Raw genomic sequence first — 14,281 nt, 5'->3', positions numbered from 1 at the left:
AAAGCTTCCTTGGTAACAGTACCGGTATGATGAAAAAATACACGAAAAAGATGCGAAAAAAATTAAAATCGATGCTTTAATAGGAAAGCCCCGTTGGATCAAACACACAGTTTTTTAACTGTGTGTTTTTTTGATTTAAAAGTAAATGGGCGGATATTGGGGATAATGTAAAGAGCATTTAGCTAAAAAGTTGTATAGAAAAACATAAAAAAGGGTGAAAAGAATGAAAGAACTTACAGTTTCAACAGTAGAGGAACTTGTAAATGCAGTGGACAATCAAGCGATTGAAGTGATTCGAGTAAAAGGAAGGATAAAGGAGAGCCCTTCCATACATTTGTCACCAGGACAACAATTAGTTGGTGAAGCCGATTCGCTTATTGAATTTAAAGGAGGCGTAGACGGTATTGAGGTAAGTCGGGATAATAGTATTGATGGAATAACTTGTATTGTTGAACCTAGCCGTCGGGCAATACTAAACCGTTCGGATGTAGAATCACTCGGAACTTTGGAACTAAGGAATGTAAAAACAATTGGGCAAATTCAACTTATTGCTACTGGATCTGTACGATCCGGGCATGTCGTTGCTCAGAATGTGGAAGTAATCGAAGCAGATACGAGAGATCGGCAGGAGCGACCCAATGGGTTTGGTGTGTATGTCTTGCAGGGAGCCTTCACATTATGGAATCAACAAACTGACTCAAACGTGACCATCTCCGCTCATCTTTTAGGTCTGAAAGCTGGTAGTGACAAAAAACCGGTACAAGGAAGTGGCATATTTATTAGTGGGGCTGGTGATGTAGGCGGAAGGCTCGAAGTGGATATACTGGAAACAGGTGAGATACACTCAAATGGTGGAATTAAACAAGGTACGCCCGATCTTATTACAGGTGGTGTTTTTGTCGTATACAGTGCTCATGTGAAAAAGGTTGTAAATCGCGGTCCAGTGACGACATATGGTGTCAATGATATGGTGTTAGATAACTGGGGAATCGTGAAAGAATGGGTGGCAGAAGACCGAATAACGTCTCATGGACCAAGTGGGATTGGTTTTGTCAACTTTAACGAAATTGGGACGCTTCGTGTTCTTAGTGATATTGAGACTCGTGGGGTTGGTGCTCGGGGATTTAATTTGTATGATGGAAATTTAAAGCATGCAGAATTCAAACGGATTATTACACATGCAAATGCTTCAGTAGGGATTCAAGTCAGTCGACCTTTAGGATCGTTAATCGTCCATGAAGATATTGAAACGTTTGGAAGAGAAGGAGAATCCTTAGTAAAGGGAGTCATCACGCAACTATCTGCCGATGGGTTAAGTGTCAAAGAAGGCGGAAAAATCGATAAAGTTGAAATTGGTGGAAGAATTGTTACAAATGGGTCTAACGTTCGAAGTCTTCACGTACAAGGCGAAATAAATCACCTTACTGTTAATGGTGGGATTTTCGCAAAAGGATCTGGAGCGAAGGCAGTATTCGTTGAAAATGGTAGCGTGCCATTAAGCGGTATAGAACTATATGAAGCAACAAAATAAAGGGAATATATATAAAGTACATCTGGTGAATTTTATTTTTTGGCTAACCTGTTTTAAATAAACAGATTATGTGGTAAACCCAAAATCAAATATACATATTTTACTCCTCAAACACGAACACTACTAGTCGTGAGGTGAGGTGTATGAACATTCGAATGAAGTGGTTTTATCGACTGGGATTTCTGTTGCTATTATTTATTGTTTTATATATTTTTATGAAGCTCAAGCCGATGTGGGCACCGATTGTAGGCGTTGGGATGAAGGTGCTTATTCCCTTTTTAATTGCGGCGTTTATTAGTTATCTCTTGCACCCAGTAGTGGAGCTTTTGCATAAAAAGGGGATGAAGCGAGGGCTTTCCGTTGCCATTATCTATTTATTGTTCTTTGGTGGGTTTGGTTTTGCTGTGTACAAAGGAATTCCGATCATGACCGAACAAATCAGAGAGTTATCTGAGAATGCGCCACAAGCAGCGGAGCAATATCGGGATTGGACAGACTGGATTGGTCGTAAGACGGAGGATTGGCCCTTTGGCATTCATGAGCGATTAGATGCTACTATCCTCAAGATTGAGGGTAAATCGGAATCGTTGATGGATACAATCATGAGCTATTCGATGAAGCTATTTGATTTTGTGTTATTAATTGCTCTAATCCCATTTATTGCTTTTTATATTGTGAAAGATTATGATGCATTGAAAAAAATGACACGATATTTAACACCGCGAAAATGGCGCAACCAAGGGATTGCTTTTTTAAAAGATATCGACGTTTCGCTAGGTGGCTATATTCGCGGACAAATCATCGTGTGTGCGGCAATCGGTGGTATTTCTTCACTGCTGTTTTGGATTGTTGGGATGAAATACCCATTGCTTCTAGGTGCGCTTATTGGGATTACGAATATTATTCCGTATTTCGGTCCGATTTTCGGTGCGATTCCGGCGGCGTTGATTGCGGCTTCTATTTCTGTAAAAATGATTATGATCGTCGTTGTCATTGTCTTGGTGCTACAATTTTTAGAAGGAAATATCCTTTCACCGCTTATTATTGGAAAAAGCTTGCATATGCACCCGATCTTTATTATGTTTGCGCTATTGGTTGGTGGTGAAGTAGGAGGTGTGATCGGGTTAATCATTGCGGTTCCTATTCTTGCTGTCGTAAAAGTATTTGTCATTCATGCACGGATACATTTTAAAAATAACCCATCCACCGATTAAAAATGGTGGTATCGGCAGGTATCCATTGACAAATGAAAATCTTGTGAATATAATCCAATACATATGCTTTATTTTTACACGAGAACTCGTTGAAGGAACAAGTACGCTGTAGCCCTTCTTAAAGAGAGGCAGTCCCCATGGCTGAAAGGGACGCCAGAATGAAGAACAGTGGAAAGCTAGTCCGGAGTGCAGTTAATTCCTGCCGTATGCCGCGTTAAGGCGTTGATTGAGGTGATGAGTGGCGTATTTGCACTCATAATCAGGGTGGTACCGCGAGCAAACTCTCGTCCCTGTCAGGGATTAGGGTTTTTTTTGTGTCCAAAAAAGGGTGAAACAAGGTGTTTACGTAGTACGAAATAACTAATATTTAGGGTGTCTAAGCTAAGGGGCAGATCTCACAACAATTAAATACGTATACACGAAATACTGATTTAGAGTGCTTAGGTCAGACCTGATAAGACGCTTTTTAAAAATAAGGAGGAAATAGCATGAAGAACTTAACAGGCGCGCAAATCCGTCAATTGTATTTAGATTTCTTTAAAGAAAAAGGCCATTCCGTTGAACCTAGTGCATCACTTGTGCCACATGAAGATCCAACATTGCTTTGGATTAATTCAGGTGTAGCTACGTTGAAAAAATATTTTGATGGTCGTGTGATTCCAGAAAATCCACGGATTACGAATGCACAAAAAGCGATTCGGACGAATGATATTGAAAACGTCGGAAAAACGGCACGTCACCATACGTTTTTTGAAATGCTTGGGAACTTCTCAATTGGCGAATATTTCAAGGAAGAAGCGATCACATGGGCATGGGAATTTTTGACGGATGAGAAATGGATTGGTTTTGATCCGGAAAAATTAGCTGTGACGATCCATCCTGAAGATGAAGAGGCGTTTGAGCTTTGGAATAAAAAAATTGGTATTCCAGCTGAGCGCATTATCCGTCTTAAAGAAAATTTCTGGGATATCGGCGAAGGTCCAAGTGGCCCGAATACAGAGATTTTCTATGATCGCGGACCTGAATATGGTGATGACCCGAATGATCCTGAACTTTATCCAGGCGGCGAAAACGAACGACATCTTGAGGTGTGGAACTTAGTGTTCTCCCAATTCAACCACAATCCTGATGGTAGCTACACACCACTACCAAAGAAAAATATTGATACCGGAATGGGCCTTGAACGGATGGCTTCCGTTGTCCAAGACGTGCCAACGAACTATGATACAGATTTGTTCATGCCAATTATCCGTGCGGTTGAAGAAATTTCTGACGTGAAATATCGTACTGATGTAGAAAAAGATGTTGCATTTAAAGTCATTGCCGACCATATTCGTACTGTAGCATTTGCTGTTGGTGACGGAGCACTTCCTTCAAATGAGGGACGTGGATATGTATTGCGTCGCTTGCTACGCCGTGCTGTACGTTATGCGAAACAAATTAATATTAATCGACCATTTATGTTCGAGCTTGTTCCTGTTGTCGGTGAGGTTATGTATGATTTTTACCCGGAAGTGACAGATAAAGCGGAATTCATTGCGAAAGTTGTGAAAAATGAAGAAGAACGTTTCCATGAGACATTGCATGATGGCTTATCAATTCTTGCTGATGTGATTGAAAAAGCGAAGAATTCTGGCAGCACAATTATCCCAGGGGCTGACGTATTCCGTCTTTATGATACATATGGCTTCCCGGTTGAATTAACGGAAGAATATGCAGAAGAACAGGGGATGACGGTTGACCAAGCTGGCTTTGATACAGAAATGGAAGCTCAGCGAAAACGTGCACGCTCTGCACGTCAAGATGTCGATTCGATGCAGATCCAAGGTGGAGCGCTTGGCGACATTAAAGTAGAGAGTAAATTTGTCGGCTATGATGAGCAAGAAACAGAAGGACAAGTGCTTGCAATCGTTAAAGATGGCGACCTTATAGCCGAAGCGCATGAAGGGGAAGAAGTTCAAGTCATATTGAGCCAAACGAGCTTCTATGCTGAAAGCGGCGGACAAATTGCAGATAAAGGGATTATCGTTAACGAAGACGTAAAATTGAATGTGCTAGACGTTCAAAAAGCACCAAATGGTCAAAATCTGCACAGAGTGACGGTTGAAGCTGGAACATTAACACAAGATGCAAATGTGATTACAGTTGTGGATGCTGATAATCGTAGCCAAATTATTAAAAATCATACAGCGACCCACCTATTGCATCAAGCGTTAAAAGATGTGTTAGGAACTCATGTAAACCAAGCGGGGTCCCTTGTGGAACCAGACCGTCTGCGTTTTGACTTCTCTCATTTTGGGCAAATCACAGCAGAAGAGCTTGAGCAAATTGAGGCAATCGTAAATGAGAAGATTTGGAAAAGTATCGCTGTAAATATTGACTACAAAAACATTGAAGAAGCAAAAGAGATGGGCGCAATGGCATTGTTCGGCGAGAAATACGGTAAAATCGTTCGTGTCGTTCAAGTTGGCGATTATAGCCTAGAGCTTTGCGGAGGGTGCCATGTTCCGAACACGGCTGTTATCGGCTTGTTCAAAATTGTCTCTGAAAGTGGAATTGGTGCAGGAACTCGTCGTATCGAAGCAGTCACTGGAGCGGGTGCCTATAAACTAATGGCTGATCAAATTGGTGTCTTAAAAGAAGCGGCTGCCAAATTAAAAACGAATCTAAAAGAAGTTCCAGCTCGAATCGAATCTGTTTTAATTGAAGTGAAAGAGCTACAACGTGAAAACGAGAGCTTAGCGACTAAACTTGGCAATATTGAAGCAGGAAATCTTGTTTCACAAGTGAAAGAAGTAAATGGCATTAAAATTCTTACGGCAAATGTGCAAGCGACAGATATGAATAATCTTCGGACAATGGCAGATGAATTGAAACAGAAGCTAGAATCCGTTATTATCGTGTTAGGTTCAGCACAAGGAGATAAGGTCAACTTGATTGCTGCGGTCACGAAGGACTATATTGATCAAGGCTATCATGCTGGTAAATTGCTGAAAGAAGTAGCGGGCATTTGCGGCGGCGGCGGCGGCGGTCGTCCAGATATGGCACAAGCTGGTGGAAAAAATCCGGCAAAATTGAATGAAGCGCTAAGTTTTGTGGAAGAATGGGTAAAATCCGTTTCATTATAAATCTGACTAGTGTACAATGTATGTATCCATGGAAACCCGTTCGGAAATATGGAATGTTGAAAAGAGGTGCAGGACATGAGTTCGTTTGATAAAACCATGAAATTCAACTTTCCGGAAGAGCCCTTTGAGAGAGATGTGCAAGAGGTATTATTCCAAGTCTACGGTGCACTTCAGGAAAAAGGCTATAATCCAATTAACCAAATCGTCGGTTACCTGCTTTCCGGTGACCCAGCCTATATCCCGCGCCATCAGGATGCGAGGAATATCATTCGGAAGCTTGAGCGTGACGAGATTATTGAGGAATTGGTAAAATCATATTTAAAACAACATCGTGAGGGTCGTTAATGCGTACAATGGGGCTTGATTTAGGTTCGAAAACCCTTGGTGTTGCGATCAGCGACGCAATGGGTTGGACCGCACAAGGAATAGAAACGATTAAGATTAATGAAGCCCAAAAGGACTTTGGCTTAAAACGACTTGGACAACTTATTGAAGAGTACGAGGTTTCTGCAATTGTTATTGGATTTCCAAAAAACATGAACGGAACGATCGGACCGAGAGGCGAAGCGAGTCAAGCATTCGAAAAGCGCCTCGAAGATAAGTTCAAGCTGCCAACTCACCTTTGGGATGAACGGCTATCCACAATGGCTGCAGAACGCGTTTTACTTGAAGCTGATGTGAGCAGAAGTAAACGGAAGCAGGTCATTGACAAAATGGCTGCCGTCATGATTCTTCAAGGCTTTTTAGACAGACAAACAAATTTATAAAGAGGTGCATACAAATGGAACATGGTGAAAATAACATTACAATTGTAGATGAAAACGGAAACGAACAGCTTTGCGAGGTATTATTCACATTTGATTCTGAGCAATTTAACAAATCATATGTCCTTTACTACCCAATCTCAGCTGAAGACGACGAAGATGAAGAAATAGAAATTCATGCGTCTTCTTTCGTACCAAGTGAAGACAATAAAGACGGTGAACTATCCCCAGTTGAAACAGAAGAAGAGTGGGATGTAATCGAAGAAATGCTTTCTGCATTCCTTGATGAAGAAGGCGACGAAGACTGATCTAATTGATCGCTTATCTATCTAAAAGAGGTTGTCCCGTTATTATGGGATAGCCTCTTTTTTTATGGATATGGGGCGGGGCTTCGCGATTCACTAATATAGCCAATCTACCATGTTGATTTACTTCCTTTATGAAGAAGATACTCCAAAATTCAGCTCCGCATCGCCACCATTGTGATTAGGCGAGTATAGCGGTGCTACAGGATGAATCCTTCATGGTAAATGGTGACGTTTTAATGCCATATATAATATTTTACAATATAATTCTGTATTTATTAGCGAATTTTAGTATAATAAGTCGGAGTGTAGCATTACAGACAGAGAAAGACTGCAAATACCGTTATAAGCAGTTTGCTTAGAGGGGGAACATAAGTGGATCAGAAGAATAAAACAAAGATACAGTATATTCGAGAGAGAATGCTCGAGCAGCAAGGTGAGGCGAGAATCGTGAGAAAAATTATTATGATTGTTATGTTGGTTATTGTGGTAGTAGCAGCTTGTGTTGGCATCGGTGGTTATTTGTATGTGCAATCTGCCCTAAAACCTGCTGACCCAGATAATCAAAAGATACAAGAGGTAGAAGTTCCTATTGGTTCTTCTGTTGGTAACATATCGACAATTCTTGCAGAACAAGGAATTATCAAGAACGCAAAAATATTTAAATATTATATTAAATTTAAAAACGAATCTGGTTTTCAAGCTGGAAACTATAAGCTCGCGCCTTCCATGTCTTTACCGGAAATCATAAAAAATTTGAAAACGGGTAAAGTGGTGATGGATGCGCAATTAAAAATAACGATTCCAGAAGGCAAGCAGCTTGTACAAATTGCCAATATCATTGCTGAAAAAATCGACGAGAATCCTGACGATGTATTCAAACAGATGAATAATAAAGCTTTTATTAATAAAATGCGAGCAAAGTATCCAGACTTGCTAACGGATGAAATTTACGGCAAAAATGTACGATACCCGCTCGAAGGGTACTTATTCCCAGCTACTTACGATTTTTATGAAGAAAAGCCGAGTCTTGAGAGTATTGTCACAGAAATGTTGAAAAAGACGGAAGAAGTTCTTGCTCAATACAAAGATGAGTTGGATGAGCAGCATTTTACAAATCATACGATGTTAACTCTTGCGTCCTTAATCGAGGAAGAAGCGACAGCAAAGGTTGATCGTGATATGATTTCTTCTGTTTTCTTTAACAGACTGAAAATTGATATGCCGCTGCAGACAGACCCAACTGTCTTATATGCAAAAGGTCAGCATCAAGACAAGGTCCTTTACAAAGATTTAGAAGTAAACTCCCCTTATAATACGTATAAAAATAAGGGCTTAACACCTGGACCAATCGCCAATGCGGGGACAGTGTCGATTGAAGCTGCTTTAAATCCAGCAACATCCGATTATTTGTATTTCTTGGCAACGAGCACAGGAGAAGTAGTTTTTGCAAAGACTTTGGATCAACATAATCAAAATAAAGCCAAATATATTACAAATAAAAAATAATGTCACATCAATTGGGAGAGATATATTCACATTCTCCCTCTTTTTGTGGTAAAATAGTCAAAGTGCAATTTTAGGCAAGAGAAATTTTGTTCATAAACGTATGGACTCGGCTAAGTGCCGGGTTTTTCTTGAGAAATAAGAAGTATAAGTTTCTAGAGGTGTTTTGCTGTTTCGTGCATATAGTCAACTCCCTCTATTTTAGCTAATTGAGCATGGTGCTTGTGCTTTTCTATAGTGCTAAACTCTTTAATGAATGTAAGTGGTAGCGCATGACACCTTCTTTCGTAACAAGGTGTTTGCGCTTTTCGTAGGAGGAAAAAACATGAGCATAGATGAATATCTTCAATCGCTAATCCCAGAGCGTAATGGTTTGATAGCGGAGATGGAAGAGTATGCAAGGTTACATAATGTGCCGATTATGGAGCCGGAAGGTATGGAAACATTGCTACAAATCTTAAGGCTAAAAAACCCGCAAGCCATTTTGGAAGTGGGTGCAGCAATTGGATATTCGGCGCTGCGAATGGCTGAAGCATTTCCAAATGTGAAAATTGTCACAATTGAACGTGATGAAGAACGAATTGGTGTGGCTAAAGAAAACATTAGTAAAGCTTGCGCACAAGATCGGGTGATTCTAATCGAAGGCGATGCACTTGAAGTGACAGAATCGATTAAAGACTATGGTACTTTCGATGCGATTTTTATTGATGCGGCAAAAGGGCAGTACAGAAAATTCTTCGAGCTATATGAGCCTTTCTTGAATGATTCAGGCATTATTGTGACAGACAATGTGTTGTTTAAAGGTTTAGTGGCAGTGCCGGAAGAAGAAATTGAGCCAAGGCGCATTCGCAGTCTAGTACGGAAAATCAAAGAGTATAACGTTTGGCTCCACAATCACCCTGATTACGATACAGTCATTTTGCCAATTGGTGATGGTGTCGCCATTAGTAAGCATAGGGGTCAACGAAAATAAAGAAATCAGAAGTTCTTGTCATACCGACAAGTATAAGACGACATATTCAAGTTTAGTTTGGATAAATGATTCTTTAACAATAAATAAGAATGGCTCGGTGAACTCGGGATAATATACGGACCTTAATACGAAAATAGGAAGTATTCAAAACGTATAAGCAGCGATTGTTCGGGAAACATAGCGAAAAGACGAGCTTTCTTTAGTTCGCCGGGTTAGTTCTCAGATGATAAAGCATATGCAGGAATGGAAATGATGAGTAGCCTTATTCTTTTGAACAGGAGGGCTAAGGGGGGCGCACCTTAGAATTTCCCACAACCGTGTGAGGCGGTAAAGAAATGAACGTAGGTGCTAGCAATCAACTTCTAAAAAATTGTCCGAAGAAATGAGGATGAACCTGATTTGCCAACAACATGATGCGAGAGGGGAACTAACGGACATGGAAAAGAAACCAGTTGTAATCGGAGTAGCCGGCGGCTCAGGATCAGGAAAAACGAGCGTAACACGCGCGATTTATGAAAGTTTCAAAGGACATTCCATCTTAATGCTAGAACAAGATTATTATTATAAGGATCAAACGAATCTCCCTCTTGAAGAACGGTTAAAAACGAATTATGACCATCCGCTTGCATTTGATAATGATTTGCTAATTGAGCATATACACAAGCTTTTGGGGTATGAATCGATCGAGAAACCAGTATATGATTACAATATTCATACTCGCTCTGAAGAAATCATTCATGTTGAGCCAAAAGATGTGATTATTTTGGAGGGCATTCTGATTCTTGAAGATGAGCGCTTACGAAATTTAATGGATATGAAGCTATTTGTGGATACGGATGCTGATTTACGAATTCTTCGCAGAATGTCCCGCGACATCAAAGAGCGAGGCCGTTCATTGGATTCAGTGATGGATCAATATATTAATGTGGTCCGTCCGATGCACAATCAATTCATTGAGCCAACAAAGCGATATGCGGATATTATCATTCCTGAAGGTGGCCATAATTATGTCGCAATCGATTTAATGGTAACAAAAATACAAACAATCCTTGAACAAAAGTCATTTTTGTAATAACATGACATAGATAAAGATAAGAAGCAATTATTTCTTACACGGTTTAGACTTTCTCTAAATTAGATACGAAACAAAGTCTAAACATTTATACACTGGCAAAATTAGATGGAAAATAAAATACGTACAAAGCGCGCCCTTTTTATAAAAGGACGCGCGCTTATGTATTTGTTGCTTGTTTTTATATTTTATTTTCGCCAGCCGAGCGTTACAGCTAGAAAAGTGTAGATCACTAGATACTACATAAACGGTCACCATGCTTTTAGCATCGTGAAGAATTTTGAAGGAGTGAAGGTTTTGGCAGTTGAAAAAGTATTTCCAATGACAAAAGAAGGTAAAGAGAAATTAGAGCAAGAACTTGAATATTTAAAAGCGGTAAAGCGTAAAGAAGTGGTCGAAAGAATTAAAATCGCCCGTAGCTTCGGTGACCTTTCTGAGAACTCAGAGTACGATTCTGCGAAAGAAGAACAAGCATTTGTTGAAGGGAAAATTACCACGCTTGAAAATATGATTCGCAATGCGAAAATCATCGTTGAAGATAGTACAAATTCAGATACTGTTGGTTTAGGTAAAACGGTAACATTCGTTGAACTTCCAGATGGTGATGAAGAAACGTATTCGATCGTAGGAAGTGCCGAAGCAGATCCGTTTGAAGGTAAAATCTCAAATGATTCGCCGATCGCCAAAAGCTTAATTGGTAAAAAATTTGGTGAAACCGTAACCGTTAACACGCCAGGCGGGGACATATCTGTGAAAATCATTAGTGTTAAATAATTGCATAACCGCTTTAAAAAGGGTCAGATCTCGTATACTATTCAGTAGCGGGGTTTGCCCCTTTTTACTTGGAATTTGGGAATCGGATCCGTTAACTACGGGTGAATATATGCGTCACTCCCTGGATATATCCGCCAATTTAAAATCCCCCAGTCCAATATATGGCCTGGGGGAATACAGAAGGAGAAGGATATAAAACTAAGATTCTAAGATCCATTGCAATAGGTGGTGATTGGTTAACGGTAAAGATGGAACGGGGAATAGGTCATTGGTTTAGCCATTTTCCACGTGACATATGCCACCACAAATTAAGAGGTTCCTTCTGCACCTTGAAGCGGAGTCTCACCACTTCAAGGGGATGTTCAAAAAGTCCGGTAAACATAGCTGGCGAATTGCATCAAAGCTCATTAATGAACTTCTGTTAAAACCGCGCACGTCCTGTGTGCAACACAGAAGTCAGCACATCCTGTGCAAGTCCGGTCCTCACGAGATGCGCTCCTCGAACTTCTCGGCTCTTTTTATCCTCCTTTTTGAACACTCAATTCAAGGCTTAAAAATATTTATCGCTATCAAAATCAAGTTCTACTTGATAGTTCTTCGCGTTAATTAGATTCGAAAGTCGGTTTGCTTGTCTTTCTGTTTCAATACCCTTTACCCGATAAACTTCCGGATCGAATGTTGCAACCCTGACTAAAGTGATGGCTTCACTATAGGAATGAATCATCTCTTCTTTAACAGAGGTGCCGTATTGTTTGTATTTACGTGCCTGTGCCCGTAGCTGGGTGGCGAGCTCTATCGCTTCTACAATCGTTAAAGATTGTTCTCCGAAGGAAACTTCATTTTCATAGTTCGCTTTGTACATGAGCTTATCAAGTAAGCGAAAATCACTGCGAACCTCTTTGAGCTCTTGTTCCACTGCTACGAGATTGCGTACCTGACTTGGTATCTCTGATCCTTTTTCAATTTCGACAAATGCAAGTAGGTCCATTTCTGTGTCTAATTCCTGAATGCGCTTTGATAGGACACTTTTCAGCTTAACCGCATCGGCCAATATCAATTTTCTCATTCATGTGCCTCCTGTGAAATCTTCTGTGACTACTGTATCATGAATTCGTGAATAAATGCATGTATAATTGTTTGAAAAATGGAGACCTCGTCCAAAATAGGGATGAGGTGTTAGATGATGAAAATACGACGAATAAAATGGCTTGGCGCATTCATTATCGTGTTGTTACTCGTTTTGATAGGGAGATTAGTCGACATTCAGTTGTGGAACACTGAGTCGTTTTCGAAACATCAGGTGAACTTAATCGAAGCAAGTGTGAAGCAGAGATCACAAGTATTAACCGTTGACGATGGACGTGGCAAGTTTTATGACCGTGATGGAGAGCCTTTAACTCATGAAGAGAAACAAGTGCTTGTCTTATTTCCATTTTTAAAAAAAATGGAGTGGCCTGCAGATCAAATTGCATCCATTCTCGGGATTCGAGAAGATCAGTTACGAGCGGAAATTATGAACGGAAAGAAGCCATTTGCTTTTGGCGGTAAGCAGCCACTTGAATTAAGCGAGTATCAGTCGAAAGAGATTAATGACTTAAAAATACCAGGTGTATTCGCTGTGAAACAGAAATTCAATTCTGCAAGCATGCAAGCTAGCCAGTTGCTTGGTTCGACGGTGGTGTACTCTTCATTGTCAAAAGAAAGATACCCGGACCTTGAGCTTTTTCCTGACACAAGAGTGGGTGACAAAGGGTTACAGCGAACGTTTGATGAGTTTCTCTTATCAAGCGGCGAGTCCAAGCTTGTGTTTCATGTAGATGCGAATGGGGGGCCAATGTTTGGAGTTGACGTGAAATATGTGGAACCTGCCAATCCGCTTTACCCTGTAAAAGTCATCACAACACTAGATAAAGAAATTCAAGCAACCGCAGAGAAAATCGTGGATGAATTTCAAATTAAAAAAGGCGGGCTTATTTTACTCGATATTGAGAAAAGTGAAATTTTAGCAAGTGTTTCTCGTCCTGTTTTAGATATGCAACAACCGAATGGAGAAGGAGCTATCAACAATATGTTCACCCAACATGTACCTGGTTCTGTCTTTAAGACGGTTGTAGCTGCAGCGGCGATTGATTATGAAACAGCACCACCAACTCGAATGTTTGACTGTAATCAAACGATTGATGGCAAGGAAGAAAAACAAAGACCGCTCGGAATGTTGAACTTTCAGAACAGCTTTGCGCAGAGCTGTAACCGGGCATTTGCACAAGTGTCTCAAGAAATAGCCCAAAAAGATGCGAACTTCTTTGAAACATATGCCGACAAACTTGCGATCACAAAGTATTCGGGCTGGCAAGGTGATTTATATCATTCAGCTTTTAAACAACTGTATGGCGAGCAAGCAGGAACCATCTGGAAGGATCAGAATGAACTGAAGAACGATCCGAAGATGGTCGCCAAAACAGCGATCGGCCAATTAAATGTTCAAGTGACTCCACTTGCTGTCGCCAACATGATGGCGACGATTGCCCGTGGCGGCGAAAAGCAAATGGTGAAGGCGGTACAAAAGGTCGAATTCAATAACGGGACATCTGCGATTGATTTCCCGGAAAAAGAAATAGATCAAAATAAGATCTCTCCATATACAGCAATGAAGCTTCAAGAATTATTAAGAGGCGTCGTGAATGAGCCAAAGGGCACCGGTACTTTATTGAAAGATTTGCCTTATACCGTTGCTGGGAAATCAGGAACAGCGCAGACAAAAATAAAGGAAGGCAAGTTGAATAAATGGTTTGCAGGCTACTTTCCCTATGAAAATCCGAAATATGCGTTAGTAGCGGTTAATTTGGATACAACGGAAAATACGAGTGGAATGGCAGCTGTTTTTGCGGAAATGGTAAAAGAGATCTATGCGGTCAATCATGAAGATCGTTCGAAAGAAGGGTAACCGCTAAATTAAGGATTGGGAAAGTATTCCCTTCAAACTGATACGGGAACGTGTTAAAATAGACCTTGTA

The 14,281-nt window shown here is 40.5% G+C and carries 12 protein-coding genes; 11 read left to right on the top strand and 1 reads right to left on the bottom strand.

Features of this window, described 5'->3' with window-relative positions:
* Positions 1-223 precede the first annotated feature (223 nt).
* The 10 genes from JNUCC23_RS15070 to greA all read left to right on the top strand — a co-directional run bounded on the left by JNUCC23_RS15070 (position 224) and on the right by greA (position 11,267).
* Positions 224-1,531, top strand: a complete 1,308-nt coding sequence (locus JNUCC23_RS15070) for a hypothetical protein (protein ID WP_454212162.1) — start codon at positions 224-226, stop codon at positions 1,529-1,531.
* Positions 1,532-1,674: 143 nt separating this feature from the next.
* Positions 1,675-2,745, top strand: a complete 1,071-nt coding sequence (locus tag JNUCC23_RS15065; protein ID WP_403069881.1) for an AI-2E family transporter — start codon at positions 1,675-1,677, stop codon at positions 2,743-2,745.
* 488 nt (positions 2,746-3,233) lie between these two features.
* Entirely contained in the window at positions 3,234-5,873 is a 2,640-nt protein-coding gene (gene alaS / locus JNUCC23_RS15060; RefSeq protein WP_454212159.1) for an alanine--tRNA ligase, read from the top strand.
* A gap of 75 nt (positions 5,874-5,948) precedes the next feature.
* Positions 5,949-6,218: an IreB family regulatory phosphoprotein gene (locus JNUCC23_RS15055; RefSeq protein WP_028391906.1), complete on the top strand. Its 270-nt coding sequence runs from the start codon at positions 5,949-5,951 to the stop codon at positions 6,216-6,218.
* Positions 6,218-6,640: a Holliday junction resolvase RuvX gene (ruvX, locus tag JNUCC23_RS15050; RefSeq protein ID WP_062177747.1), complete on the top strand. Its 423-nt coding sequence runs from the start codon at positions 6,218-6,220 to the stop codon at positions 6,638-6,640. Before JNUCC23_RS15055 ends, ruvX begins: the two co-directional genes overlap by 1 nt.
* Positions 6,641-6,654: 14 nt before the next feature.
* Positions 6,655-6,945, top strand: a complete 291-nt coding sequence (locus tag JNUCC23_RS15045; protein ID WP_062177750.1) for a DUF1292 domain-containing protein — start codon at positions 6,655-6,657, stop codon at positions 6,943-6,945.
* A gap of 372 nt (positions 6,946-7,317) precedes the next feature.
* Entirely contained in the window at positions 7,318-8,451 is a 1,134-nt protein-coding gene (gene mltG / locus JNUCC23_RS15040; RefSeq protein WP_454212156.1) for an endolytic transglycosylase MltG, read from the top strand.
* A gap of 322 nt (positions 8,452-8,773) precedes the next feature.
* The gene (locus tag JNUCC23_RS15035; protein WP_062177752.1) at positions 8,774-9,421 is read left to right on the top strand and encodes an O-methyltransferase; all 648 of its coding nucleotides are present in this window, start codon (positions 8,774-8,776) and stop codon (positions 9,419-9,421) included.
* Between the two features lie 436 nt (positions 9,422-9,857).
* The gene (gene udk, locus JNUCC23_RS15030; RefSeq protein WP_062177755.1) at positions 9,858-10,493 is read left to right on the top strand and encodes a uridine kinase; all 636 of its coding nucleotides are present in this window, start codon (positions 9,858-9,860) and stop codon (positions 10,491-10,493) included.
* Between the two features lie 297 nt (positions 10,494-10,790).
* Complete coding sequence (gene greA, locus JNUCC23_RS15025; protein WP_049682241.1) at positions 10,791-11,267, top strand: transcription elongation factor GreA; 477 nt, start codon at positions 10,791-10,793, stop codon at positions 11,265-11,267.
* Between the two features lie 550 nt (positions 11,268-11,817).
* Here greA and JNUCC23_RS15020 read toward each other — a convergent pair.
* Positions 11,818-12,333, bottom strand: a complete 516-nt coding sequence (locus tag JNUCC23_RS15020; protein ID WP_403069894.1) for a hypothetical protein — start codon at positions 12,331-12,333, stop codon at positions 11,818-11,820.
* A gap of 117 nt (positions 12,334-12,450) precedes the next feature.
* On the opposite strand from JNUCC23_RS15020, the gene JNUCC23_RS15015 reads away from it, so the two are divergent.
* Complete coding sequence (locus JNUCC23_RS15015) at positions 12,451-14,211, top strand: peptidoglycan D,D-transpeptidase FtsI family protein (protein ID WP_454212153.1); 1,761 nt, start codon at positions 12,451-12,453, stop codon at positions 14,209-14,211.
* Positions 14,212-14,281 lie beyond the last annotated feature (70 nt).

It is taken from the genome of Peribacillus sp. JNUCC 23, assembly GCF_053653995.1.
The sequence above is the reverse complement of the archived record's forward strand: the minus strand, read 5'-3'. Positions and strand labels throughout refer to the sequence as shown.